The 26,437-nt window shown below is 50.1% G+C and carries 25 protein-coding genes; 20 read left to right on the plus strand and 5 right to left on the minus strand.

Annotated elements, in window-relative coordinates; all coding sequences use genetic code 11:
* The first annotated feature begins 104 nt into the window (after positions 1–104).
* From DX130_RS00875 to DX130_RS00920, 10 genes are read left to right on the plus strand one after another with little or no spacing between them, the layout of a single operon-like run.
* On the plus strand, positions 105–1,256 hold the full coding sequence (locus tag DX130_RS00875) for a CpaE/TadZ family protein (RefSeq protein ID WP_116042084.1): 1,152 nt from the start codon (positions 105–107) through the stop codon (positions 1,254–1,256).
* Positions 1,243–2,478 (plus strand): TadA family conjugal transfer-associated ATPase, encoded by a 1,236-nt coding sequence (locus DX130_RS00880; protein ID WP_116042086.1) that lies wholly within the window; start codon positions 1,243–1,245, stop codon positions 2,476–2,478. Before DX130_RS00875 ends, DX130_RS00880 begins: the two co-directional genes overlap by 14 nt.
* On the plus strand, positions 2,462–3,316 hold the full coding sequence (locus tag DX130_RS00885) for a type II secretion system F family protein (protein ID WP_240644011.1): 855 nt from the start codon (positions 2,462–2,464) through the stop codon (positions 3,314–3,316). Before DX130_RS00880 ends, DX130_RS00885 begins: the two co-directional genes overlap by 17 nt.
* An 18-nt stretch (positions 3,317–3,334) precedes the next feature.
* Complete coding sequence (locus DX130_RS00890; RefSeq protein ID WP_116042087.1) at positions 3,335–4,213, plus strand: type II secretion system F family protein; 879 nt, start codon at positions 3,335–3,337, stop codon at positions 4,211–4,213.
* A 17-nt stretch (positions 4,214–4,230) separates the two neighbouring features.
* Positions 4,231–4,416: a Flp1 family type IVb pilin gene (locus DX130_RS00895; protein ID WP_116042089.1), complete on the plus strand. Its 186-nt coding sequence runs from the start codon at positions 4,231–4,233 to the stop codon at positions 4,414–4,416.
* A complete protein-coding gene (locus DX130_RS00900) occupies positions 4,409–5,128 on the plus strand; it encodes a TadE/TadG family type IV pilus assembly protein (RefSeq protein WP_165861104.1) in 720 nt (239 codons plus the stop codon). The genes DX130_RS00895 and DX130_RS00900 overlap by 8 nt, the downstream gene beginning before the upstream one ends.
* A gap of 19 nt (positions 5,129–5,147) precedes the next feature.
* Positions 5,148–7,364 carry a hypothetical protein gene (locus tag DX130_RS00905; protein WP_116042092.1) on the plus strand — a complete coding sequence of 739 codons (2,217 nt, stop codon included), beginning with the start codon at positions 5,148–5,150 and terminating at the stop codon, positions 7,362–7,364.
* Complete coding sequence (locus DX130_RS00910) at positions 7,330–8,316, plus strand: hypothetical protein (protein WP_133297875.1); 987 nt, start codon at positions 7,330–7,332, stop codon at positions 8,314–8,316. The genes DX130_RS00905 and DX130_RS00910 overlap by 35 nt, the downstream gene beginning before the upstream one ends.
* 38 nt (positions 8,317–8,354) lie before the next feature.
* Positions 8,355–8,861: an A24 family peptidase gene (locus tag DX130_RS00915; protein ID WP_165861105.1), complete on the plus strand. Its 507-nt coding sequence runs from the start codon at positions 8,355–8,357 to the stop codon at positions 8,859–8,861.
* A 26-nt stretch (positions 8,862–8,887) separates the two neighbouring features.
* Positions 8,888–10,525, plus strand: a complete 1,638-nt coding sequence (locus DX130_RS00920) for a DUF6382 domain-containing protein (RefSeq protein ID WP_165861106.1) — start codon at positions 8,888–8,890, stop codon at positions 10,523–10,525.
* Here the strand turns inward: DX130_RS00920 and DX130_RS00925 are convergent, their stop codons facing one another.
* From DX130_RS00925 to DX130_RS00945, 5 genes are all read right to left on the minus strand, one after another.
* Positions 10,526–11,428 carry a TIGR01777 family oxidoreductase gene (locus tag DX130_RS00925; protein ID WP_116042098.1) on the minus strand — a complete coding sequence of 301 codons (903 nt, stop codon included), beginning with the start codon at positions 11,426–11,428 and terminating at the stop codon, positions 10,526–10,528. It abuts the gene before it with no gap.
* 22 nt (positions 11,429–11,450) lie between these two features.
* Positions 11,451–11,927: a hypothetical protein gene (locus DX130_RS00930; protein WP_116042100.1), complete on the minus strand. Its 477-nt coding sequence runs from the start codon at positions 11,925–11,927 to the stop codon at positions 11,451–11,453.
* A gap of 88 nt (positions 11,928–12,015) precedes the next feature.
* Positions 12,016–12,453, minus strand: a complete 438-nt coding sequence (locus tag DX130_RS00935) for a DUF2621 domain-containing protein (RefSeq protein ID WP_116042102.1) — start codon at positions 12,451–12,453, stop codon at positions 12,016–12,018.
* A 144-nt stretch (positions 12,454–12,597) separates the two neighbouring features.
* Complete coding sequence (locus DX130_RS00940; protein ID WP_240644016.1) at positions 12,598–12,774, minus strand: tyrosine-type recombinase/integrase; 177 nt, start codon at positions 12,772–12,774, stop codon at positions 12,598–12,600.
* 151 nt (positions 12,775–12,925) lie between these two features.
* A complete protein-coding gene (locus tag DX130_RS00945; RefSeq protein ID WP_116042105.1) occupies positions 12,926–13,114 on the minus strand; it encodes a DUF4177 domain-containing protein in 189 nt (62 codons plus the stop codon).
* A 653-nt stretch (positions 13,115–13,767) separates the two neighbouring features.
* Between DX130_RS00945 and DX130_RS00955 the strand changes: the two genes are divergently transcribed.
* The 10 genes from DX130_RS00955 (at position 13,768) to DX130_RS01000 (ending at position 26,370) form a co-directional block, all read left to right on the plus strand.
* Positions 13,768–14,898 carry a deoxyribonuclease IV gene (locus DX130_RS00955; RefSeq protein WP_116042107.1) on the plus strand — a complete coding sequence of 377 codons (1,131 nt, stop codon included), beginning with the start codon at positions 13,768–13,770 and terminating at the stop codon, positions 14,896–14,898.
* A gap of 49 nt (positions 14,899–14,947) precedes the next feature.
* Positions 14,948–15,850, plus strand: coding sequence for a formyltetrahydrofolate deformylase (purU, locus tag DX130_RS00960; protein ID WP_116042108.1), 903 nt, complete (start codon positions 14,948–14,950; stop codon positions 15,848–15,850).
* Positions 15,851–16,006: 156 nt separating this feature from the next.
* On the plus strand, positions 16,007–18,025 hold the full coding sequence (tkt, locus tag DX130_RS00965; RefSeq protein ID WP_116042109.1) for a transketolase: 2,019 nt from the start codon (positions 16,007–16,009) through the stop codon (positions 18,023–18,025).
* Positions 18,026–18,075: 50 nt separating this feature from the next.
* Positions 18,076–18,387 (plus strand): pyrimidine/purine nucleoside phosphorylase, encoded by a 312-nt coding sequence (gene ppnP / locus DX130_RS00970; protein ID WP_116042110.1) that lies wholly within the window; start codon positions 18,076–18,078, stop codon positions 18,385–18,387.
* Between the two features lie 200 nt (positions 18,388–18,587).
* Positions 18,588–19,109, plus strand: coding sequence for a DUF420 domain-containing protein (locus tag DX130_RS00975; protein WP_116042111.1), 522 nt, complete (start codon positions 18,588–18,590; stop codon positions 19,107–19,109).
* 146 nt (positions 19,110–19,255) lie between these two features.
* Positions 19,256–20,605, plus strand: coding sequence for a glucose-6-phosphate isomerase (locus tag DX130_RS00980; RefSeq protein ID WP_116042112.1), 1,350 nt, complete (start codon positions 19,256–19,258; stop codon positions 20,603–20,605).
* A 27-nt stretch (positions 20,606–20,632) separates the two neighbouring features.
* A complete protein-coding gene (locus tag DX130_RS00985; RefSeq protein WP_116042113.1) occupies positions 20,633–21,265 on the plus strand; it encodes a YigZ family protein in 633 nt (210 codons plus the stop codon).
* Between the two features lie 1,165 nt (positions 21,266–22,430).
* The gene (locus tag DX130_RS00990) at positions 22,431–23,405 is read left to right on the plus strand and encodes an MraY family glycosyltransferase (RefSeq protein ID WP_206098803.1); all 975 of its coding nucleotides are present in this window, start codon (positions 22,431–22,433) and stop codon (positions 23,403–23,405) included.
* A 159-nt stretch (positions 23,406–23,564) separates the two neighbouring features.
* Entirely contained in the window at positions 23,565–25,337 is a 1,773-nt protein-coding gene (locus DX130_RS00995) for a sensor histidine kinase (RefSeq protein ID WP_165861107.1), read from the plus strand.
* A complete protein-coding gene (locus tag DX130_RS01000) occupies positions 25,315–26,370 on the plus strand; it encodes a response regulator transcription factor (RefSeq protein WP_116042117.1) in 1,056 nt (351 codons plus the stop codon). Before DX130_RS00995 ends, DX130_RS01000 begins: the two co-directional genes overlap by 23 nt.
* The last annotated feature ends 67 nt before the right edge of the window (positions 26,371–26,437 follow it).

The following is a 26,437-nucleotide window of genomic DNA, read 5'->3' on the forward strand; positions in this document are numbered from 1 at the left end:
TAAGGCTGCAGTTAGCTGCGCCCTTTGCGGTGCTTTTTTGCGTGCCTTGGGACTGTGTTGTCTGGATGTATTCCTGTGGATTTCGATTGAAAGGAGGATGAGCGTTGAAGAGATATCAACTGGCTATTGCAGTGAAAGACAAGGAGTATACGAGAAGGATTGCAGATTACATTCGCGGTAGTTCCTTTGGGGAGCGCTGGCAGGTGTCGGCCTTTACGCATCCGAATGCTTGCAAGCAATTTGCCAAGCAAGGCTATGCCATTGATCTCATTGCGGCGGAACCGGATCTGCTTCGGGAATTGCAATCGGAATTATCCCACATTCCCTCCATCACGCTGGTTGCACGATTAGGAGAAACGGGTGGACAGCCGGAGTTGTTGCAATATCAGGCATTGCCGTTGTTGTTGCAGGGAATAACGGATCACTTCGAGGCAATGAGTCATAAATCAGGTAGAGGACTTTCCATGCATCCCGCTGGCAAAGGAGCGATGGTGTTGACGGTTCATTCCGCCTCAGGGGGCGTAGGCAAGACAACGCTGGCACTTCATCTGGTGGGAGCGGCAAGCGCCCGTGGACTTCGAATGCTCTATCTCAACCTGGAGAGATGGAATACATCCGAGCTATGGCTCCAATTTGGCGGGGATGCCATATGGGATGGAGAAGGACTGTCAGAGCTGCTGTATGCGATAAAAGCGGGTTCGAAGTCTTATGCAGCTTGGCTGGCGCAGCATCGGAAGTTTCATCCGCAATTGAAATGCGACTATCTGCTAGGGTTTCGCAATCAGGAAGACCGGGCGTCACTGCTTCCGGCGGATGCCGCGGCGATTGTCGATTCAATAGCTCAGAGCGGGCATTACGACGGAATAGTTGTGGATATGGACGATGGCTTGGATGAGCTCCATATTGAATTGCTTATGCGTGCAGATCGGAATCTATGGGTTGTATCGGGAGACCAATCCGCTCAAACCAAACAATCGCTCATGCTGCGGTATGGGGGACAGAAGTTCGGGGAAGCATTCAGGGGGATTTCAGCACGATCGGAGGTTGTCTGCAACGGAATGAATGCGGAGATCGGTAACTCATTGTCTGCTATGGAAGCTTCTCTTGCACCTGTAGCGTTGCCTCTTGTCAGGGAGTGGAGACAAGGAGAGCTTCACCCTGTAGGGTCCTCCTCTTCCTATCGGGCAGCGGCAGACCGGCTATGTACCCACCTACTTGGAGGAAGCGAGGAACCACGTATTCATGCTGTCGGATGAGTTGATTTATAATCTGCGCGGCAAGATACGAGATGAAATCGACTTTAGCGGCGCTATGTCAGATGAGGAATTATGGAGCAAGACGGAAGCGGCCGTATTTCAGTGGTGCGAACGGAATCCCATGACCGCGACCGATAAGGTCAAGCTCGTCAGAAGACTCTACCATTCCTTCAGAGGCATGGATGTCCTGCAGCCGCTTATGGATGATCCTGCTGTAAGTGAAATTATGATCAACAGCCATACAGAGGTATACGTGGAGAGGCATGGCGTCATGACGCTTATGCCGGGAGCTTTCGAGAGCAAGGAGAGGCTGGAGGATTTGATCCAGTCTGTCGTAGCGGGGGTCAACCGGGTCGTTAATGAATCATCGCCAATTGTGGATGCAAGACTGAGGGATGGGTCGCGTGTCAATATCGTACTGCCCCCGGTTGCCCTGAAGGGACCCTGCATGACGATACGGAAATTTCCGGATCAACCTATGACGATGGATAGGCTGATCGATCTTCAATCGTTGACGGCGGATGCGGCGGCGTTTTTGAGAGAGCTCGTAGAGGCCAAATACAACATGTTTATTAGTGGAGGGACAGGTACGGGAAAAACGACTTTCCTTAATGCCATGTCCCAATACATCCCTTCAGAGGAACGAATTATTACGATAGAGGATTCGGCAGAGCTGCAAATTCGCACGGTTCCTAACCTCGTGTCTCTGGAAACTCGAAACGCGAACACCGAGGGGAAAGGGGAGATATCCATTCGTGACCTGATTCGCTCCTCTCTTCGGATGCGTCCGAATCGGATCGTTGTCGGAGAGGTTCGTGGCGGGGAAGCTTTAGATATGCTCCAAGCAATGAATACGGGACATGAGGGCTCGATCTCCACGGGACACGCAAATAATTGCCAGGATATGATCAGCCGTCTGGAGACGATGGTCTTGAGTGCGGCTGAGCTTCCCCTAAGCGTTATTCGCAGCCAGATTGCCTCGGCCATTGATATTATGATCCACTTGTCGAGACATCGAGATCGATCCCGAAGAGTCACTGAGATTGCTGAAGTCATTGGAATCGAGCAAGGCGAGGTGAAGCTGAACCCGTTGTTCCGGTTTCGAGAGGATGGCGAAAGCAATGGTCATATTATCGGCACTTTGGAGCGGATTGGTGTGATGAGCAGGACGGAAAAGCTTCGTATGGCCGGAAAGGAGCTGGCGGATGAAAGGAGCAGTTAAAGCGGTTCATTCGCGTAAAAGTGGAAGCTCCATTCGCCGGATGGCTGAATGGATGGGGTGGGAGGGGCTATTCCATGCCTCCTCTAATGCGGGGCGTTTGACACGTTATACAGATTATCAGCTCAATCGCAGGGAATTGTTTTTTTCCGTAACGGCGGGTTACGTGGTCCTATTCGGAGCAACATATCTGTTCTATCAATCGGTACTCCTATCGCTCATCCTATCCGCCTGCGGGGCAGCTGCTCCCAAATGGAGGCGAAAGTCGCTGCTTGAGGGGCGCAGAAATCGTTTAAAGCTGCAATTTAAGGAAGCGCTGTTTTCCTTAACCTCTTCGCTTGCTGCCGGCCGGTCCCTGGAGAATGCGTTCAGAGGGGTGCTGGAAGATATGAAGCTTCTATACTCCGATGAAGGCACGGATATGTTGAAAGAAGTTCAGATATTAATTCATCGGCTGGACAATTTCGAGCCGCTGGAAGGCGCGCTGCGAGACTTGGCGGAGCGGGCAGACATGGATGAAATAACTCAATTTGTTGAAGCCTTGACGACTTGCAAGCGATCAGGGGGTGATCTTCTAGAGGTCATGCGGCGTACGTCGACCATTATTGGCGATAAGCTGACAGTGGAAGGAGATATCAAGATTCTCCTTGCGCAGAAGAGATTCGAGTCACGCATTATGATGGCTGTTCCTTTTGTGTTTTTAGTCTTTCTTAACATGGCCGCATCGGACTATATAAAGCCTCTGTACAGCGGTCTGGGATACGTTATCATGACGGCACTGCTCCTCTTGCTGCTCGTCTGTTTCTGGATCATGGACCGTATCATGCGAATCGATATTTAGTCTTTGAGGAGGATCAATATGGGACTTTTTGCGGCTATGCTGCTTGCGGGAGTCTGGGTATTTTTAGCGGGCAGATCAGCGCTTGGACGCATCCCGCATTTGCTAAGACAGAATCGGAGTGAAAAAAGAAACGCAGCTATGAGTGCCTTGTTGTTTCAAGAACCGTTCCTGCGCGTTTGGGAGAAGGCCTGCCAATGGGATGACATCCAGCATATGCTTAACAGCTACCATGCCAAGCTTATGTTATTGAGTGGGCCTTCATGGACCATTGAGAAAACAAAAGGCGAAGCAGCAAGCTCGCTTGGGACGGGGTATGCGGCGTTTGCAGGAAGCTGCTTGCTGTCCTGGATCAGCGGCGAGAACTTTATTATGTTTGCCGGTGTGCTGGCATTTTGTGCGCTGACCCTTCGAAAATTTGCCGAAGCCGGGAAGAAGCTGGAGCGGCGCAAAAAAGCAATTATTACAGGTCTTCCAGACCGCATGAGCAAGCTCATGCTGCTGGTGAGCGCTGGGGAGACGGTACAACGCGCCTTTGTACGTTGTCTGGAAGGCAGAGATGGCTCGAATTATCCGCTGGACAAGGAATGGGGGGCGGCAGTGACAGCTATGAACAATGGACAATCTTTCAACATCGTACTGGAGAGATTTAATCGAAGCTGCGCAGTTCAGGAAGCGTCGCTGTTCACGACTGTAATGCTGCTGAATTACCGGAAAGGCGGCGAGCACTTTGTTTTGGCGGTACGGGAGCTTTCTTATTCCTTATGGGAGAAGCGGAAAGGACTGGCTCGCATCAGTGGTGAAGAGGCATCGTCCAAGCTTGTTTTTCCGTTGGTCGGCGTGATGTTCATCATGATGATCATTGTGGCGGCGCCAGCCGTATTAGTAATGTCTATATGAAAAGGGAGATGTTCAGGATGAAAACAGTAGCAGAACGCATGAAAGGCTTTTGGCGCAAGGAGGAAGGCATTGGTACATTGGAAATTATTTTAATTATCGCTGTCATTATTATTATCGCTTTCATCTTTAAAAATTGGATTATTAGCCTGGTAAATTCCTTATTAGGGAAGGCCGACAGCAAAGCTGAGAAAATCTTTGATTAATATAGCCAGCGTTCGTCAGTGGCATAAGGATGAGAAAGGCAGCTTTACAATTGAGGCGTCGATTGTCCTTCCAATCTTATTTGCGATGGTGCTCGCCTTTTTATTGTTTGGTATGTATCTCTATCAAAAGGTAATGGTCTATTATTCGGTCTCTACGATATCGGAGCGGGCTGCTTTCAGCTGGGACAATAGTCATCGGGATGCCAGAACGGGCATCCTGACAGAACCTGAGTATGACGGCTTGTATCGTCGATTAGGCTCCGATGGGGCTTTGGCAAGCTTATTTGGCATGACGGGGGATGAGGGGCGCAGAAGCGTCTCACTTCCAGCGGATGTTCAGGAGTCCACCAGCTCAGTCGATACGGACTTAACCAAGCGCAAGTTGGTTAAGTCAGCCCAATGGGTTGCGACGGCAGGCTTAAGCTATAACGGCACCGTTCAGTATGCAGGAGACGGACTAAGTCGATATGTGGAGACCGGACTACACAAGCCAATCCAGCTTATGCCTTTTGAGGAGAGCTGGATAAGGGGCGAGCCTGACGGTGCAGCCAGAGGCCATATCGTTGACCCCGTAGAGTTCATCCGAAGCGTTGATCTTGCTAGATACTATAGTACCAAGCTGAAGACGCATTTCATGGGAAAATCTACAGCGGAGAGCAGAGCCGGCAATATTTTGACCTCCTACAGCGGAAAAGGCAGGGGCGGATCGTGAGGAGGCCTAATTCTGTCCGATGAAAAAGTTGCTGATCAAAGAAAATGGTGTCGTGACCATTTTGTCCGTTATCATATTGGCTTCACTGCTTCTCTTTTTCTCTGTGTTAATCGATTACGCGCGGATCGCGGCTTTTCAATTGAAGAGCGAGAATGAAGCCCGTATGGGGGTTCGCTCAGTTTTGTCAGCTTACGATGATTCTCTCTATAAAAGGTATGGATTGTTTGGGCGTGGAGGAACGGATGGCAACGTGATTTTTACCGAAGTACTCGAAGGAAACGGTGCTAAACATACCGGCCTCGATACCAGGTCTCACTTTGATTTTATTGCAGGTCAGTTGGAGGAAGCTAACGTACAGACCTCCTTTACGCTAGGGCAGCATGATGTATTCGCCAGACAGGTGCTTGAAGAGATGAAATATAAAGCCCCGGTTGATTTTACGTTGGAGGTTTTATCGAAGTTTACTTCGCTGTCGAAGGCGCTGAAGGAAAGTTCGGGAGCTGTTCAGACACTGGAGGATCTCAGGAAGCTGTATGAGAAGCGGGAATCGCTTTTAGAAAAGGCGTTAAGTTTGCAGGAAAAGGCAGTATCCACATTAATGGATAATGATGCTGTAGCCGCTATTCCAGCAGGCAGTGGTTCCTCAGGCAATTCCGCCGCAAGCTCGTTAAGATTAGCAGATCGTTACGCCAATTATGTCTGGCAGATAGAGCATGACGCATCGCTGCCTGAGGACGAAGATCCGGTCTATTCCTATTCGATCGCTTCATATCGGTATAGTGTATCTCAAATGCTGGGTAAGCTCCGTACGGGCGGTGGTAAAAGAGAGCGTCATGATACCCTCCTGGACGATGCGCTGCAAAAGATTGAAGAAGCGAAGCAAATAAATTTTCAAATGGAAAGAATCGTTGAAGAGTCCAAAAAAACTACTGTTGGTGCTTATGACGAAGTTGCAGGTGCGGATGTGTCTGGCTCAGGCGACTATGCGCTTCCGAATGATACGGTTCAGGACCTTGAGGAGATGAGGAAAAGCGGCGAAAAGCTGCTTCGGTCGCCGGAATGGTTCAGCGGATACAAGCAGGAGCTGCTGACGCAAAGCTCGCGCGGTTACGCCGCAGCAAGCGAGATTGATCAATTGATCGGTCTTTGGAATACAGCCATGTCTTCGCTTTCTTCTTCCAGACAGGTCTCACTGCAGAACGGCTCGGCTAAAGCTGTCTCTGTCGTATCTACCTATGAACAGAATTATGGTCATTCCGGAATGCTGATGAAGCAGCGGCGGGACAGCGTGCTGGACAGCTCGGTCAAAGAAAAGCTGGCCGAGCAAAAGGCAGAAACAAAATCGCTGTGGAAACAAGCGAAAACCATGTTAGGCGGATTATCTGATACGTCTGGTACGTCCGAACATCAGGAAGAGTTTGCCAAAGTGAAGGAACGATATGGACAAAATCTGCTTTTTAATCAGAAAGGCGAAGAATCAACCGGATCTTACAAAACGATACAGGCGGAGGAAGCGGAAGATGCAGCTAAGGAATCGTCCGGTTTGATAGACACTCTCTTCGCGGGGGTATCGGACATGCTGTTGGATGGCCGCGATTATTTTTATTATGGCGAGTATGCTGCCAACCGTTTTTCTTATTTCGCTCCTCAGCAGCTCCGCAAGTTGTTGGAGAACGGTGACACGGACGAATTGACGCAAATGGCCTCATTCGGCAATCAGGAATTGGAATATGTGCTGTATGGGTTTCATGATCCAATGGGAAATTTGGCTGCAGCATACGGAGAGTTGTTTTCCGTCCGGCTTGCTATCCGTACTATGGAAGGTTTGGTTGCCAGCCGCTCTTTGGGTCACCCCTTACTAATTCTGTCAGCAGCCATCATATACGGGCTTCAGAAGACGATGGAGGATATGATTTCGTTCACTCAAAAGGGAATGGCTCCATTATCCAAATATGTAAAGGTCGAGCTTTCTTATCTGGATTATTTAAGGCTGTTTATGCTTCTTCATGGGGGGAGCAAAGAGAAGAGGCTTGGACGCATGATTGCCGTCATTGAGCAGAATACTGGACTTTCTCTTTCACAAGTTCCCTCAGGTGTTACAGGTGAAGCGAAGCTCTCGATGAAGCTATGGTTTCTTCCGGGCGTGATGGGGGTGCTGGGGCGGTTCGATTTGCTGCAGGGAAAGGTTGTGGGCAACCGCTATGAAACTATGCAAACAGTGGGTTGGTCCTATTAAATGTACTGGAAAGCGGCGGGCAAAGGGACTGCTGCGTGGGCAGAGAGGCTCTATCGTTCTTGAAGCTGCTATTGTTATGCCGTTTATTTTGTTTTTGCTCATTATACTTTCTCTATTAATCTCCATGTGTGCTGCACAGATGGCTCTTCATATGACAGCCTCGCATAGTGTACGCCAGATCGCAGCCCATATCTATCCCATTGAGCTTGCTAGAGCACAATGGGATAAAGGAGACTCATCGGAAACGGCCTCTGAGCGCCAGTCCCTGCCCGCATGGAATGAAGCTGCCGCCGACTTGGCGGAATGGCTTCCTGAGCCTGCCGGCAAGCTCGTATCGTCTGCCCTGCGGGGAGACTGGCGTCCATTGCAGAACGTAGCCGCTACCGAGCTCGGACGTACGGTAATTGAACCGTTCGTACGGCAATATGCTCCGCCCTATCTGCTCAGGAGCGACAACATTTCATTAGATTACATAGCGTTGCCGGATCTTAAGGATAAGGAAGTGCCCTATATTGGCATTGCTCTAAGATATGAATACCCGGTCAAGCTGCCGTTTTACAACAAAGCGGTCATCCTTAGAGAACAAGCGTATGAGCGGGTATGGATAAGCGATGCGGTAGCGGCGACTTACGGCATGGAGGAAGCGGACGGGGACACGCTGCAATTGCAAATTATCGCTATTGAACCATCTCCTATCCGTCCTGGCCAAAAGGCAACCGTATACGTGAAGACGGAGCCGGGAGCCGAGGTTTCACTTGGCGTGAACTATAAGAGCGGGGCAAGCAAAGCGAAGCATCTGGGGGAAGCGACTGCAGATGAGAGCGGTTATGTAGAATGGACCTGGCATGTCTCGGGCAACACGACACCGGGCATATGGGAGCTGGCAGTGGAAGGGGTAAGCAAGCCAGGCAGTGCCGCCAGACATTTTTCCGTGGAGAAGAAACAGAAATAACTAGCGGCAACGTAAATTCGGGAAGGGAGAAGGCTGACATGACCATTGTACTTTGGGCTGCGGCCGCGCAGTTGTTGATTGCATTCATTACGGATATGAAGCATCAGACCATATCGAATTGGCTTACAGGCACATCTTTTCTTATGGGTATGCTCTATCATGGTTTGGCCAGTGGCATAGAGGGACAGGGATGGCTCTATACTGCTGCAGGTGCTGCGGCGGGTTTTGTTCCCCTACTCATACTTTACGCCTTTGGCGGAATCGGAGCAGGAGATGTTAAGCTGTTCGGTGCACTTGGCGCTTGGGTTGGCGCTGCCATGATCGCACAGTTAATGATGTATTCGATTTTGTATGCAGGAGCGTTTGGTGTGTTGTTGCTGGCTTTTAACCGTGCGTTCGCCAAACGGATGGCCTCACTGCTAATTATTGCTTATCCCGGCGCAGCACGGACTTTCAATTGGTTTCAATGGGCTCAATCCGGTAAAAGCTTTCCGTTTATGCTAGCCGTAGTTCCGGCAGCTATTACAGTATGGTTGATCAGATAGGCGGAATAGAGAGAGGAGAACGTGAGATGCGACGGTTGCGAATGGATTTTGCTATGAATCGAGGCCATGAGATGACAATTGACAGGGAAGGCGGCATAGGCAGAAGTGAACTGGATGAATTGGAGCTGCAGATGCTTCGCGCGCAGCGTATTCCCTATTTACTTCCGATTGATTGGTATGAGATTGATGGGAGCATTACGTTCCGCTACGAGTTGACGGGAAGCAAAATGATGATTCATCGGCTTCAGCAGGATATGCTGACCATGGAGCAATATTATTCACTCATTCTAGCTTTGACGGATGCCCTCTTGGAATGCAAAGAATATATGCTTAGACCGGAAGGTTGCCTGCTGAGTGAGCAGTTTATGTTTATGGGAGAACGATTTGGAGATTTAAGACTTGTATATTTGCCGTTGAAAGACGAAGGAGAGGGACGACAATACGGGGAGGATTTGTTGTCGCTTGCCGTTCGATGGACGTCTTACGTTGAGCCTATCGACGGAGTTGGATTAAAGCGGATATTGCAATTGCTTCAGCATAACCGTACCTCGTTGACTGAACTCCGAGAAACTTTGCTGGATTTAATCGCCAAGGAATCAACAGTGATCGATAGACCGGCAGTTGTGCAGGACACTGCAGCACGCCATTCTTCTGATCGGAATGCTAGGGCGGTTCTCGGTTCGGCTAATGATTCCGTTTATTCAAACCGGATGCAAGTGAAACCATCCATCCCGGAACTTGTGCCACCCCTTTCATCACTCTCAGCCTCCCCGTCGCAGCAAGCTGGTATACATCCGCAAGAGTCCATGTCCATCATGCAGAATCGACGATCAGAAGAGAACTTACAATCCGGACATGATTCTGAGCTTGAACCAGCATGGCTATATGATGACGATGGGGAAGAGGATAGCGAGGGTAAAAACAGAGGGATTTGGATCGCTGGTGCAGCTTTCTTACTCGCGACGGCTTGCATCTGGCGATTTATCTACCTGAATCAGCCGACGCAACAAAATATGCTGATCTGCTCGGGCCTTACTTTGTTTGCACTAGCGGGGGTAATCATAGTGAGGAAGAACGGTACATCTTTGCTTATGAAGAAGAAGGATCCCTTGGAGACGAAAGAAGATTTTGAGCCGTATTCCAGTGTGCTTCCATCGCGGTTCTCGTGGAGCAAGCCCCAGCCTGCTGAAGCCTCCGATCCGTTGCCGAATACAACCAACTCCATGGGGAGCTATTCAGTGGCTATTTCAAAACCAGCACCGAGCTCCGATGCAAGACATTCTCTGCCTCCGACGACACTGCTGGGCACAAGCCATGACTCCTCGCAAAAGACTGCCATGCTGGGCTCCAGCGCACGCAGCGCGTGGCTCTCGCGGACATGGAACGGCAAGGAAGAACAGATCGCACTAACGGCAGATCTTTTCAAAATCGGCAGATCCGGCGATGGGGTAGGTTATGCCGATCATGCCGATGGGATCTCCCGCATCCATGTGGAGATCGAGCGCATCGACGGGAAACATCATGTCAAGGATCTGGGCTCCAGAAACGGGAGCTTGTTGAATGGAAAATTAATGGTCCCTTACAAAGCCTACAAGCTGGAGTTCGGCGATCGAATCCATCTTGCTGGCGATAAGGGACCATTATACGAATTAAAAACAGGGTAGTTAGCGGTTGGCCAGTTGACGCATGGCGCTGTCAACCGTAGGATAGCGGAATGAGTAGCCTGTCTCCAGCGCCCGCTTGGGCTTGGCGAGCTGGCCATCCAACAACAAGGTGGACATCTCTCCAAATAAAAGCCGCATCATCAGTGCCGGCACGGGAAACCAATGAGGACGCCTGAATGCCCGGCTGACGGCTCTACCGAACTTGTCGTTCGTAACAGGCTCCGGTGCGGACCCGTTCACAGGGCCTTGAATCGAATCGTTGTCGAGACAATGCAGGATCAGTCCGACCATGTCTTCGATATGTATCCAGGACAAGCCTTGTTTGCCGCTGCCCACCCTTCCTCCAGCGAATAGCCGATAGGGGAGGAGCATGAGTGGGAAAGCGCCGTCTTTGCTGTCTAGCACGACCCCGATACGCAGCTTAACGAGCCGTTTCGCCGGTATGGTATCTGCGGCTGCTTCCCATTCGCGAACGACTTCGGATAGAAAATCGGTGACGGCCATAGGGCTGTCTTCATCGAACACTTCTGTTGCCGAAATACCGTATGCGGATATGCCGGAAGCATTGATGACAACGGAGGGCTTATGTTCAAGAGCATTCACCAGCTCGGCCACCTGGGCTGCCGCCCATTGTCTGGAGTGCAGCACCCGATCCTTGGCCGCAGCGTTCCATCTTTGATTGATGCTCTCGCCCGCAAGATTCACGATAGCATCAATTCCCTCCAACTTGCCGGGCTCCTGTTGAAGTTGGGCCCAGGATACGGTCGTCAGACGAGATTCAGGACTGGATGATTGGGCTTGCTTGCCTCTCGTTATAATCCACACTTCATCTCCCCGTTTCAACAGGGCATTCGTCAATGCCTTTCCGATAAATCCGCTGCCTCCGGCAATGGCTACCCGCATTCCGCACTCTCCTTATGAGAAATTATTGCACTGCTTCAATTTTCGTCAGCCACAGCTGCTTGAGGTCAGTCTCGCCTTCTACCGCTTTTTCGGTATATTCAAATTTCACTTTGACATCGGAAGGCAATTCATCGACGATGGAGCGAAGCTCCTCCGGAATCCGGTAAGCGCCTGCTCCGCTGTCCGTTGTGATTTCCAAAGAGTTGGAATCGATTAGACCTGTATACGTGCCTTCTGCCCGGATCGGAGAAGCTTCTCCGTTGCCGTTGCCATTATTATCAGTTGAGTTATCGTCATTGTCAGATGGAGCGCCAGGCTCCTGTACGCCATTGTTGTCCGGAAGTTGATCCACTGGAGAGCCCGTCTCGTTGTTGTTGGGATTCGCGCTATTATTGGGATTGTTTGCGTTGGCACCGCATGCGGACATCGTCAGCATAACGGCAAGAAGCAACGCTCCGGCGGTTGCAGCTTTCTTGCGTTTCTTGTTTGTTAAGTTCATAGTTGAAACACCTCCTGTATACTAAAACGAAAAAAATACCATTGAGGTTGCATAAAAGTGAGACAGAGCTGCCATGAGGCAGCTCTGTCTATTTGTTCAGCAAGTGTTTATATGGCGCGTAATCAATGCCTTTTTTGTCCAAAAAGTGCACAAGACTGCGGTAATCTCTCTTTGGCGTAGCCCGTATGTAGCCCTCGACACAATGCTCTGTCGTAACGGTGCCAGCGCCTTGCTCGATGGCGACCTGACCAATTTTGGCGGCAATAGAATGCTTGGCGATATCTCGGAATGCCTGCGGCACGGGAGATACCAGCTCGTCGAGAAACCGCTTGGCTTCATCGCCCCACATGCTGCGGCTGCGTTCGACCCAGTAGTTCTGCCAATCCAGCTTGGACTTGCCGTCTCTCATCGGGAGAACCTTCAGAAATTTGCGGAACATGAAGAAACCGCCTATGGACATGGCAATAACCATGACTACGGCCCAGAAAACGATAAAATACATGAACCAATTCGGCGCTGCGCTCATTGTAACTGTCACCTCAATAATGAATTATAGCGTATTCCTAGATTTATTTCGACATACTCTTTAAAATCCCTTGATACATAAGGGCTCAGAGGGGGAGGGGCTTATTCAGTCCTACTTTTAGCCCCAACTAGCGAACTTGACATCTTAGAGACAGCTAAGCTTTAAGAGCGTGGCCATAACCTTATAAATCATCTTTACTGGGTAACCCAGCCTTTCCGGTATTGTGAATGGCGGGATTCCTTTGTTTATTAGTATTGTCGCATGCGTATGCCTTAAACCGTGAGGAGTGATACGTGTGATAGTGATGTTTTCCTTCGCCAAACCTGCATAGAGTTGCCGCCCTATTACACATGAGTATTTCTTCTTCCACGGCTGCGTTAATGGCTATCTTAAAATAATTGTGATAGATCAAAAACAGCGGAAAATGGATCATCCACCAATATGAGTCACAATAAAAAAGAAAAACCCATCATTAATTGACGGGTTTCTCGAAAATGATTTCAAAATATGTGGCAAAGCCAGTTCCTTTAATGGCTGGAGCAAATATTTGGACAAATCTCCATCCATCCTTTGCATGATCAGCAATAATTTCTTGGTAATCCTCTTTTGGTTTACTGTTCCAATTACTAAGGTCGACTTTTACAAATTTATATTCATACATTATAAAATCCTCCTGTGTATGTATTGCTATATTAGCTACGAGTTAAACGTAGTGATAGTTTCAAATAAGTTATTTAAACGGAATGACGAATCGGGCGAAGCAAGAAGCCGAAGGAGGATACTCAATGCGACAGCTCGACATGAGATAGAAACAGACAGCAGTATCGACATTAAGAAAGCAGGCGCCTATAAATATGCACAGTCTCCAGCTTTCGAGTGGTACTGCCATAATCGCTTCTTTTAAAGTCTTATCGAGCAATGGTGCTGCACACAGGTTCATGGTTTGTATTGTGGTTACACTGTACCTGGAGCAACGAGGCATCGAAATGGGAGCATCTAAAGCATTTGCGCATGAGAAAGTGGTAAAATAAGCATGATCCGCCGGGATGCTGTCCTTACGGCTCTTTTTTAATTTTCCGTTAGCGTGTACCCATATTTTTTTTCGAGAATAAAACAGCCCCAATTCAGCCCCAAATAGATGCACCTTAATGCAGTTACCTGCGTCATGCGATAATCGCTAAAAATTGTAACTACCTATAATACCAAGGGATACAGGGTGCAGTGGTATCAGTATGCGGAGTTCGATCATTACTAGATTTATTTCGACATTCCTTGTAAAATAAGGTTTGATCAACCGAAAGGGGCGAAATTAACATGTTGAAAATAGGTTCCCACGTATCATTTTCGGACAAGGGTCTTCAGACTGCTGCGAAGGAAGCCATGACTTACGGCTCCAGCACATTCATGATCTATACCGGAGCACCGCAGAATACACGGCGCAAACCGATTGAATCGCTATATATTGAAGAAGGCAAGGCGCTTATGAATACAGCCGGGATCGAAGAGATCGTCGTGCATGCGCCTTATATCGTTAACTTAGGCTCCTATAAGGAAGACACGTTCGAGCTGGGTGTCAATTTCCTTCAGGAGGAAATCCGCCGCACGGATTACATTGGCGTACGCAACATCGTCTTGCATCCCGGTGCATATACCGATAAGGATGCGGAATTCGGCATCGCCAGAATTGCAGAAGGTCTGAACGAAGTGCTTGCAGGCACCAGCAACACAAATGTGAATATCGCACTCGAGACGATGGCGGGCAAAGGCACGGAGATTGGCCGCAGCTTCGAAGAGATCGCTGCGATTATGGATAAAGTAACGTATAACGAACGTCTGACAGTGTGCATGGACACTTGCCATATGCATGACGCCGGGTATGATCTAGTTGACGACCTGGACGGCGTATTGGAGCAATTCGACCGTACTGTGGGACTGGATCGCGTTGCTGTTGTTCATATCAATGACAGCAAAAACCCAAGAGGAGCGGGAAAAGACCGCCATGCGCCGATCGGTGCGGGATGGCTTGGACAGTCCGCTATATCGAACATCGTTCATCATGAAGCGCTAAAGGGCAGACCGTTCATTCTGGAAACTCCATGGATCGGCAAAGAGGACAAAACGGTTCGTCCAATGTATGAGGTTGAAATTGCACTTCTACGCGGTGAAGTGAGAAATCGCTTCGGCGAAGACTTCCTCGAGGATGTGGAGCGTCTGCACCACTTTTTCGGCAAACAGGAGATTGATTCAAGAGATTTCATCCTTAATACGTGGACACTATTGAAAAACGATGCCAAAGCAAAGAAAGCTGATCCGCGCGAGCCGATGGAGCGCTTGTACGATATGATCATTGCTGAGGGCGTGTTGTCCCGCGAGCTTGCGGAAGAGCAGGTGAACCAGCGCCTGACGACTTGGTTTGCTGGCAAGTCGTTCCTGGCACAAGCTTAATACAACTTAGGTTGCTACAAAATTTATTATAGAAAAGGAAGATTATCGTATGTCATCCCCATCTAATCAACCGCAGCGTACGAACGGAGCGCAAGACAAGAGCGGACGCGCACGCATGCTTATCTCTTGTCCTGACCGTCCCGGCATTGTAGCCGCAGTTTCCCATTTTCTTTATGAGCATGGCGCCAATATCGTGCAATCAGACCAATACACGATGGACCCGGAAGGCGGAATGTTTTTCATCCGTTTCGAGTTTGATCTGAATGATTTGGACAAAGAGCTGCCGGTACTCGTAGAGGATTTTGCGCGTGTTGCTGATCGCTTCGAGATGAAGTGGCACACATTCCGCGCCAGTCGCAAGAAACGTCTTGCGATCTTGGTATCCAAGGAAGATCATTGCTTGCTGGAGCTGCTGTGGCAGTGGCAAGCAGGGGATCTCAATGCCGACATTGCGATGGTCATTAGCAACCATCCCGATATGCGCAAGCTTGTTGAATCGTTCGGCATTCCGTTCCATCATGTACCGGTTACGGCGGATACGAAGGTGGAAGCAGAACGCAAACAAATGGAGCTGGTTGCGGACAAAGCGGATATTATCGTCCTGGCCCGCTACATGCAGATCGTGTCGCCGAAATTTATCGAGCATTTCCCTAATCGCATTATCAATATCCATCACTCGTTCCTACCGGCGTTCGTTGGCGGCAAGCCATACGCGCAGGCCTACAACCGCGGGGTGAAAATCATTGGAGCGACTGCCCACTATGTTACCGAGGAACTTGACGGCGGTCCAATCATTGAGCAAGATGTGCAGCGTGTCAGCCATCGCGACAATGTAGAGGATCTGAAGCGGATTGGCCGCACCATCGAGCGTGTCGTTCTGGCTCGTGCCGTGAAGTGGCATATTGAAGACCGAGTACTGGTTCACCAGAACAAGACGGTTGTATTCAATTAATCGCGAGTGATACAATATTTAAAACTATTAACTTGATTTATTCAGTTTGACGATTAAGAATAAAGCTAATGCTTACGAAGCAAGTTTTGCTATTCAAAACGGAAGTCAACGCTTACGAAGCTAGTCTGCTACTCAAACTTTTAGGAGGATACAGAAATGACCGTTACACAGAAATCGATTGACCAACTATCCATTGATACAATCCGTACGCTTGCAATTGATGCAATCGAGAAGGCGAATTCCGGTCACCCGGGCATGCCGATGGGCGCAGCTCCGATGGGTTACCAATTGTTTGCAAAAAATATGAAGCACAACCCTGCTAATCCAACTTGGGTGAACCGCGACCGTTTCGTACTGTCCGCTGGTCATGGCTCCATGCTGCTATACAGCTTGTTGCACCTCTCCGGCTATGATCTGCCAATCGAAGAGCTGAAAAACTTCCGTCAATGGGGATCGCTGACTCCAGGTCATCCTGAATTCGGCCACACAGCAGGCGTAGACGCAACGACAGGCCCGCTTGGACAAGGTGTAGCGATGGCTGTAGGCATGGCGATGGCTGAAGCGCATCTAGGCGCTGTTTACAACAAAGAAGGTTTCGACATCATCAATCACTTTACGTACTCCATCTGCGGCGACGGCGACCTGATGGAAGGCATCTCGCATGAGGCGGCTTCCATGGCGGGGCACTTGCAGCTTGGCAAGCTCGTCGTGCTGTATGATTCCAACGATATCTCTCTGGATGGCGCTCTGAACCTGTCTTACTCCGAGACGGTTCAGAAGCGATTTGAAGGCTATGGCTGGCAAGTGCTTCGCGTAGAGGACGGCAATGATCTGAATGCATTGTCCGCTGCAGTAGCGGAAGCGCAAGGCGAACTTTCCAAGCCAACGCTGATCGAAGTGAAGACAATGATCGGTTACGGCAGCCCGAACAAAGGCGGCAAAGGCGGTCATGGCGGTACTCACGGCTCGCCGCTTGGCGCGGATGAGACGAAGCTGACGAAGCAATTCTACGGCTGGTCCGAAGAGCATCAATTCCATGTGCCGGACGAAGTTCGCGCTCACTTCGCAGAAGTGAAAAGCGCAGGCGAAAAGGTGAACGCGGAGTGGAACGCACTGCTGGCGTCTTACAAAGAAGCTCATTCCGAGCTGGCGAAGCAATTCGAGCTGGCGATCTCCGGCGAGCTTCCAGAAGGCTGGGATGCTGAGCTTCCGACTTACTCCACGGAGGACAAGCCGGTATCCACACGTGTTGCTTCCGGCAATGCGCTGAATGGACTGGCAAAGAATGTGCCGAACCTGGCAGGTGGCTCCGCTGACCTGGAAAGCTCCACAATGACTCATCTGAAGGGTCTGGATCAATTCAAGCCAGGCAGCTACGATGGCCGCAATATTTACTTCGGCGTGCGCGAGTTTGGTATGGCTGCAGCTATGAACGGTATTAGCTTGCATAGCGGCATCAAAGTATTCGGCGGTACGTTCTTCGTGTTTACAGATTACTTGCGTCCAGCTATTCGTCTTGCTGCGCTGATGAACCAACCGGTTGTCTACGTGCTTACGCATGACAGTATCGCTGTTGGTGAAGACGGCCCGACACATGAGCCAATCGAGCAATTGGCTTCGATCCGTATTATTCCTGGCTTGACAGTCATCCGTCCGGCAGATGCGAACGAGACGTCCGCGGCTTGGGCATATGCGATCGAAAACCAATCGAATCCGGTTGCGCTTGTTCTGACTCGTCAGAACCTGCCTATTCTGGAAGGTACAGTTAGCGACTCGCGCGACAAATTGCGCAAAGGCGCTTACGTCGTATCCGATGCGGCAAATGGTAAGCCACAAGCACAAATTCTGGCGACTGGCTCCGAGGTTCAACTGGCAGTAGCTGCTCAAAAAGCGCTGGCTGAGGACGGCATTCAAGTTCGCGTCATCAGCATGCCAAGCTGGGATCTGTTCGAGAAGCAGCCGAAGGCGTACCGCGATTCCGTTATTTTGCCGGAAGTGAAAGCTCGTCTTGCGATCGAGATGGCTCATCCGTTCGGCTGGGAGCGCTACACGGGCGATCAAGGCGATATTCTTGCGATCAATGGCTTCGGCGCATCCGCTCCTGGGGACCGCGTTATTAAGGAATACGGTTTTACGGTCGAGAACGTCGTTAGCAAAGTGAAAGCCTTGCTGTAATCTGCGGCTTCTTGGATCTTGATTCTATATCATAAAGGAGCAACTTCATTATGTCGCAATTTGAAAATGTAACAGTCGTCAAGAAAGCTAACGTATATTTTGATGGCAAAGTCACAAGCCGTGCGGTACTATTCGCAGACGGAACGAAAAAAACGCTGGGCATCATGCTGCCGGGCGACTATGAATTCGGTACGGATTGCGTCGAGATCATGGAAATTCTCGCAGGCGACCTGAAAGTGCTTCTGCCAGGCGAAACGGAATGGCGTCATATTCAAGGCGAAGGTGAGTTCACAGTTCCGGCGAACACGAAGTTCAAGCTTCAAGTTGCCGAAGTGACGGACTACTGCTGCTCGTATCTTTAAGAATAAGTTGAAATCAAGAATAGGGCCGTGTCGCTTGTGCGATGCGGCCTTCTCCATGCCTAGGCTGCAGTCTATCGGAAAGAGTCGGTTTTTTGTGACATTCCATGCCTGATTCGCGTTGTGTTCGACAGGTCAAATGGGCTAAAGTAATAGCTAACACGATTGTCTCTGTGTACCTATGAAGGAGGACTGTACCGACTATGAAAGAAAGAAACTATACGCCGATCGTCGCTGTGCTGACTGTCGTTATTGTCGCGCTGGTGGCCATTTTGTTCTTCCTGCCGGCTTATGATGGCGAAGTGGGATTCGACGTGAAGATTTTGCCGCTGCTGAACGCGATTTTCAATAGTTTTACGTTCCTGGCGTTGGTGGTTGCCCTGATCGCGATTTTGAAAAAAAATGTTCGCATGCACCGCACCTTTATCGGACTGGCTTTCGGGACGACAACATTGTTTCTGGTGTCTTATGTCACGTACCACTACTTGACGGAATCGACTAAGTACGGCGGAGAAGGCATTCTGAAAAGCATTTATCTGTTCATCCTGCTCACGCATATCGTCCTGGCGATTGTCGTGGTTCCGCTGGCATTGCTTTCACTGGCAAGAGGGGTCTCGGGCCAGGTGGAGAAGCACCGCAAGATTGCGCGGTGGACGATGCCGATCTGGTTATATGTCAGTTTGACGGGCGTTATCGTCTATTTGATGATATCTCCGTATTATTAAGCCGCTGCAAATCCGCGTCTTCATCTAGATTTCACGTACGATAAGCTTGTTTTTGCGATGATTATTCGCTATTCTTAATGAAAAGTTGAACGCTGCGCTTCACTAGAGCGCGGCAGCTTCGTACATTTTGGGAGGTAGTTATAACGATGAGCAATACGGTGAAGTTCGATTACAGCAAAGCGTTGTCCTTCGTCGGACAACATGAGATCGATTATTTGACGGATCAAGTTCGTCTGGCGCATGACCAGCTTCATAACGGTACGGGCGCAGGCTCGGATTACCTGGGCTGGATTGACCTGCCTGCGAATTACGATAAAGAAGAGTTCGCGCGCATTAAGAAAGCGGCGGAAAAAATTCAAGGCGACTCCGAAGTGCTGATCGTTATCGGCATCGGCGGTTCCTATCTGGGTGCACGCGCGGCGATCGAGATGCTGTCGCATTCGTTCTACAATGTGCAGTCGAAGGAACAGCGCAAGACGCCTCAAGTATTTTTTGCGGGCAACAACATCAGCTCTACATACGTGACGCACCTGCTGCAGGTTCTTGAAGGCAGAGACTGGTCGATCAACGTAATTTCGAAATCCGGCACAACGACGGAGCCTGCGATTGCATTCCGTATTTTCCGTGCTGAGCTGGAGAAGAAGTATGGCAAGGAAGAGGCGCGCAAGCGTATCTACGCAACAACGGACAAAGAGAAAGGCGCTCTGAAAAAGCTTTCGAGCGAGGAAGGCTACGAGTCCTTCATTATCCCGGACGACGTAGGCGGACGTTATTCCGTTCTGACGGCTGTTGGCTTGCTGCCAATCGCAGCAGCGGGTATCGACATTGACGCTATGATGAAGGGCGCGGCTGATGCTTCTGAAGTGTACGCTAACCCGAACCTGGCGGAAAATGAAGCTTACCAATATGCGGCAGTACGTAACGCCTTGTATCGCAAAGGCAAAGAAACAGAAATTCTCGTCAACTACGAGCCTTCTCTGCACTTCGTATCGGAGTGGTGGAAGCAGCTGTATGGAGAGAGCGAAGGCAAGGATTACAAAGGCATCTACCCGGCATCCGTTGACTTCTCGACGGATCTGCATTCCATGGGCCAATTCATCCAGGAGGGCAACCGCAACATTTTCGAAACGGTTATTCAAGTGGGCGAAGTAGCGGAGCATATTGCGATCCAGCATGATGCAGACGACCTTGACGGACTGAACTTCCTGACAGGAAAAACAATGGATTTCGTAAACAAAAAAGCGTTCGAAGGCACGCTTCTTGCACATACAGACGGCCAAGTTCCGAACTTGATTGTTAACATCGCAGACATGACGCCATACACGTTCGGCTACCTAGTATACTTCTTCGAAAAAGCTTGCGGTATCAGCGGCTACCTGCTGGGCGTGAATCCGTTCGACCAACCGGGCGTAGAAGCATACAAGCGGAACATGTTCGCTCTGCTTGGCAAGCCTGGCTTCGAGAAGGAAAAAACTGAGCTTGAAGCTCGCCTGTAATCGGCGTCAGCCGGGAGTATTCGGCCTATGCTGAATCGATACAGGACGGTTAGAGCGGAAGCCAACGCAGAAGTTGTTATTAAGAGATCCCGTTTTATCGGCCATGCGAAGCCTGTGGAGACGGAGGCAGAGGCAGTCGCTTTTATCGATGAGATTAAGCGGCTGCACCGCTCCGCCACTCATAACTGCTCCGCTTATATGGTCGGCGAGCGCGACCAGCATCAGAAAGCCTCTGATGACGGGGAGCCGAGCGGCACGGCAGGCAAGCCTATTCTTGAGGTAATCAAGAACAAAGGCTTGAAAAACGTCGCAGTCGTCGTTACTCGTTACTTTGGAGGCATTATGCTGGGCGCGGGAGGACTCGTCCGTGCGTATACGGATGGAGCGGTCGCAGGCATTGAGGCGGCGGGCGAGATCGAGCTTGTCCTTCATCGTGAGGTGTTCGTCGAGGTCGATTACACGTGGTACGGGAAGCTGGAGAACGAGCTTCACGGCCGTCGCACTCGTCTTGGCGAGACGGAGTTCACTGACAAGGTCATCGTCCTGTGCTTGCCTGAAGTGCCAGAGGCGGACGCCTTCATCGCGTGGATGACCGATCTCACGCAAGGTCAGGCTGTCATCCGCACAGGCGAGGAGCGGTATTATATCGAGGGTGAGTAATGGGCCTTCTTTCTGATGCTAAATAAGATAGGTATATACTAAGGGTTGTCTTTTTAAATGGAACATTTCCCCATCGACTGCAGTAGTTGTGTTATAGGCTGCCTGTTGTGTTGCTCTGTTGGTGGGGGATGTTCAGTTTGAGGGACAGCCTTTTTATGTGCGGAATGGTTGGAGATGCGCCGAAATAGCGTTGCCAGAAACGCTTAATTACCCTCGAACGTCGCAAATCCCGAAATAGCCTCGCCAGAAACGCTTAATTCCCCTCGAACGCCACAAATTTGATAGCGACCACTTTAAGGCGGTCTCGCCGACTTATTTCCCTTTATAGAGGGGAACGACGCTTTTAAGACGATTTCAACGACTTATATCCCTCTATAGAGGGATAACGACCACTTTAAGTCGGTCTGGCCGACTTATTTCCCTTTATAGAGGGGAACGACGCTTTTAAGACGATCTCAACGACTTATTTCCCTCTATAGGGGGATAACGACCACTTTAAGTCGGTCTGGCCGACTTATCTCCCTTTATAACGGGAGACGACGCTTTTAAGGCGGTCTCAACGACTTAAACCTACTGCTCAGTGAGGTCTTGCAAATCTCGAAAAGCCTCACCAGAAACACTTAATCCCTCGAACGCAGCAAATCTCGAAATAGCCTCGCCAGAAACGTTTAATTCCCCTCGAACGCCACAAATTTGATAGCGACCACTTTAAGGCGGTCTCGCCGACTTATTCCCCTTTATAGAGGGGAACGACGCTTTTAAGACGATCTCAACGACTTATTCCCCTCTATAGAGGGATAACGACCACTTTAAGGCGGTCTGGCCGACTTATCTCCCTTTATAACGGGAGACGACGCTTTTAAGGCGGTCTCAACGACTTAAATCTACTGCTCAGTGAGGTCTTGCAAATCTCGAAAAAGCCTCACCAGAAACACTTAATCCCTCGATCGTCGCAAATCTCGAAATAGCCTCGCCAGAAACGCTTATTCCCTCTCTAACGCTCCAAGAAGCGACAAATCCCCAGACATCTCGCTGCAACGCCCCCTATCAGCCGATTTCTCCGCAATGCTTAGAAAATATTAATCTTCCACCCCTTCATTCTACTCTACCAAAAGTCGACATTTTACTAGAGGGGTTGTATAATTATCGTGATCTATATCGATTAATGGTGGTGACTTATATTTTTTATGCTATTGCGTTAGTGATGTCGTTTCTTATTGTATACCTGTTGATCCCTCCTTTTAGCCGGCTGGCGTTCAAGCTTGATTTTGTGGACAAGCCTCGGAAGGACCTGGAGCGCAAGCTGCATCGGGAGCCCATCCCGCTTACGGCGAGCTATGCCATATTCATTGGTTTCTTTATCACTTACCTCGCCATTGAGAGAGAGATAAATTGGGAGACCGGCGCATTGTTCCTCGGCGGCATTCTGCTGCTGACGATTGGGACAATCGACGACTGGTACAAGACGAAGGGCAAGGACTTCCCAGCACTTCCGAAAATGATCGTACAAGTGTCGGCAGCCGTATTAGTGTATCTGTCGGGTAACGTATTTACGGGGTTTTTCAACCCGTTCTCCGGTGAATACGTGGTGCTCCCGGTTATTTTGCAATTTATACTAACGATTCTATGGATATTCGGTGTGACGACGGTCATCAACTTCTCTGACGGCCTGGACGGTCTCGCAGGAGGCCTGTCCGCAATCTCCGGCATGACGTTATTCGTTGTGGCGCTTGCGATGGGTCAATCGAACTCCGCGATGATGGCGATCATTTTGGTCGGGGTCACCCTTGCGTATCTTCGTTTCAACAAGCCGCCTGCCAAAGTATTCATGGGCGACGCGGGCGCGACGTTCCTCGGCTTCCTGCTGGCGGTTATTGCGCTGGACGGCGCGTTCAAGCAGGCAACGATATTGTCTCTGTTCATTCCGATTCTTGCGATTGGCGTACCGATCTTTGACAACATCTTTGTTGTCATCAAGCGGTTCCTGCAAGGAAAAGCGATCTACCAGGCGGATGCGAGCCAAGCCCATTACCGGCTGCTTCGTGCAGGCCTGAACCATAAGCAAGCGTTAATTGTTCTTTGTTTGGTGAGTACATGTCTCGGATTGTCTTCGATTATTCTGATGCTGGTGCAAATTTAAGCAAGTTCAACCCCTATGGGGCTGTTCTGAGGTCGATTTCATTGATCTCGGAACAGCCTCTTTTGCATGCGGCGTGACATTTCCCCCAAGGAACATGCTATAATACCTGCATTATCGCTCCGACAGCTTGTCATCTACCTCAGAATTGGAGGGGCTTACATGAAGCGGCTAGTGCAGATGCTTGTGAAAAGACTGATGGACCGCAGGTTTTTTACGAAAATCTTTATCTCCATCTCGATCGTTTCGTTTATCGGCGTATTCAGTCTGGTCTATATTTATCAGCAGTATTATCAGAACATGATTACGGACAACGAGCTGGACCGGACGCAGAGGTCGATTAATCAGGCCGGCTATAACCTCGACAATCAGCTTCGGCGTGTCGTTCAAAATGTTCAATATTTCTTTTATTATTCGGAAAATAGCGTTGAGATCGAAGACGCATGGGATCGCGAGCGCCTGCAGCACAAGCTGGAAGCCTTTCGCACCCAATATTCGAGCGAGCTGGAGTCTGTCTTTCTGTTCATCAAGGAGGACGGAGAGGAAGGACAGGAGACAATCATCCATGATACGGGTCTCGACCGAGTGCCAGATATTCATTACCGCAACCAATCCTGGTATAAGCACTTCCTTGCAAAAGATGCGGATGTATGGTCGAAGCCGACCAAGGAGCATCTCTTCTACCAGGACCGTTCCTATACGTCCATTTATCTGATGATGGGCAAATATGATCTGGACGGACGTGACGGTATGCTGGTGGTCAGGCTGAACGGCAAGATGTTCAGCGATGCCTTCCGATTGCTCGCAACCCATGATTTGATGCTTGAGCTGAAGGACGCGAAGGGACATATCGTCTATTCGTCCTTCCCGGACGGCTCGGGCTCGGGCGATGCGATGTACCTGAAGACGGAATCCAAGCTGAGCTACAGCGGCTTCGAGGTACAGGCCTATACGAATAAAAAGGCGATCCTGGATAAAGTAAGGCAGATCCGGATCGTTCATCCGCTTGTCATTATCGTCATTTTACTCATTACGCTCGTCATGTCGTTCCTGCTGACCTGGATGCTGACTCAGCCGATCAAGAAACTGTTGCAGCTCATGAAGAAGGTCGAGATCGGCGACCTCGACGTCCGCTTTTCCAGCAAGTATACGGATGAGATCGGCCTGCTTGGCCGGAACTTCAACAAGATGCTTGCCAATCTGTCCGAGATGATCGACAAAGTGTACGTGGTGGAGATGGAGAAGATCAATGCGGAGATGAAGCAGAAGGACGCTATGCTGCTCGCGATGCAGCATCAGATCAACCCGCATTTTCTGTATAACACGCTTGAGGTGATCAATTGCCAAGCCATTCTCCATGACGCGCCGCCGATCAGCCGGATGAGCAGGGCGATGGCGGATTTCTTCCGCTACACGATTGATAATCCGAAGGCGGAGGTGGAGCTGCGGACGGAGATTGAGCATGTGAAGACGTATCTGGACATCCAGCGGGAGCGCTATCCCGATATTGAGATCGATATGGATGGGCTAGAGTCGTTTGGCCAATATCCGATCGTGAAGCTGACGCTGCAGCCGATTGTAGAGAACGCTTTCCTGTATGCGTTCGCCGGAGAACGGGATTACTATCTGAAAATCTACGCGGAGGACTGTGATGAACAGACGTATGCCCTCTACATCGAGGACAACGGACAGGGAATGGACGAGCAAGCGATGGAGGCGATGAATCGTCTCTTCGAAAGCGACGACGAGGAATTGCCGGAGTCGGACGAGAGCCGGAGTCGGGGCATCGGGCTGCTGAATGTGCAGCAAAGAATCAGATTGCGTTACGGCAAGGGTTACGGGCTGCTGCTGGAGGAATCCATGACGGGCGGCGTGACCGTACGGATCAAGCTGCCGAAGGAGGGCAAAGGCAATGAAAATATTAATCGTGGATGATGAGGTCGTCATTCGGAGGGGCATTATCAAGCTGTTGGAGCAGTCCGGCGGCAGCATGATCGAGATTGATGAGGCGCGCAACGGCGAAGAAGCGTTGATGGGCATTGGCCTCAGCAAGCCGGACATGATTCTCACCGACATCCAGATGCCAGTGATGGATGGGCTGCAGCTAATTGCCAGAGTACGGGAGCGGCATCCGGATATGGCAATCGTGGTACTGAGCGGATATGCGGAATTCCAATATGTGCAGCAAGCGCTGCGGCATCAAGTATCTGACTACTTGCTCAAGCCGGTAACGGCGGAGATGCTGCAGGAGGTTATCTCGCGCGTCCTGCTGAACGATCCCTCGAAGTGGATGGCAAGCATGGATGCGGCCAGCATTCGCATGATGAAGGACACCGTCGCGATGCTTGTCAAAAGCGTCATGGCTGAAAACAAAACAGAATGCGATGCACTGATCGACGCTTGGGGCGCACATCTGCAAGAGGGAGATTATTCTCTGCTGGAGATGAAGCGGATTATGGGCCACTTAGGGCTGGCTTTTCGGGCGGAGCTGCTGCTTGTACACAAGCGTTCGGCAGGAGAGGATATCAATCCCGCTTCCAGGCCTGCTTCCGCATTGGAGGATTTGCTTCGAAATTGGAAGGACTACATGTCGGAGATCATAAGCGTTGTAGCTGACAGCCGGGCGCCCCGCAACAAGCGCGTCGTGGAGGAAGCCATTGCGCTAATTGGCCGTCAGTATGGCGATGCATCCCTGAATTTGACCGTTATTGCGGAGCATGGCGGTTTAAGCACAGCTTATTTGAGCAAAATATTCCGTGAGGTTATGAAGAAGCCCATTACCCAATATATAAGCGAGTATCGTTTGGAGAAGGCCAGGGAGTTGCTGCTGCGGGAGGAAAGCGCGAAAATCAATCTGATTGCGGAGCAATGCGGCTTCAACGATTACCCCTACTTCTCGAAAATCTTCAAAAAATATTATGGCGTATCGCCGCTGGAATATAAAGAGAAAAATAGCAGTCAAGTGTAACGAACCTTCACATGAAGGTTTGTTTTTTGTTTAAAAAGCTTAGTTTAGTTTTCTGAGGACAAGAGCG

It is taken from the genome of Paenibacillus paeoniae (assembly GCF_003388735.1).
Classification (GTDB): domain Bacteria; phylum Bacillota; class Bacilli; order Paenibacillales; family Paenibacillaceae; genus Pristimantibacillus; species Pristimantibacillus paeoniae.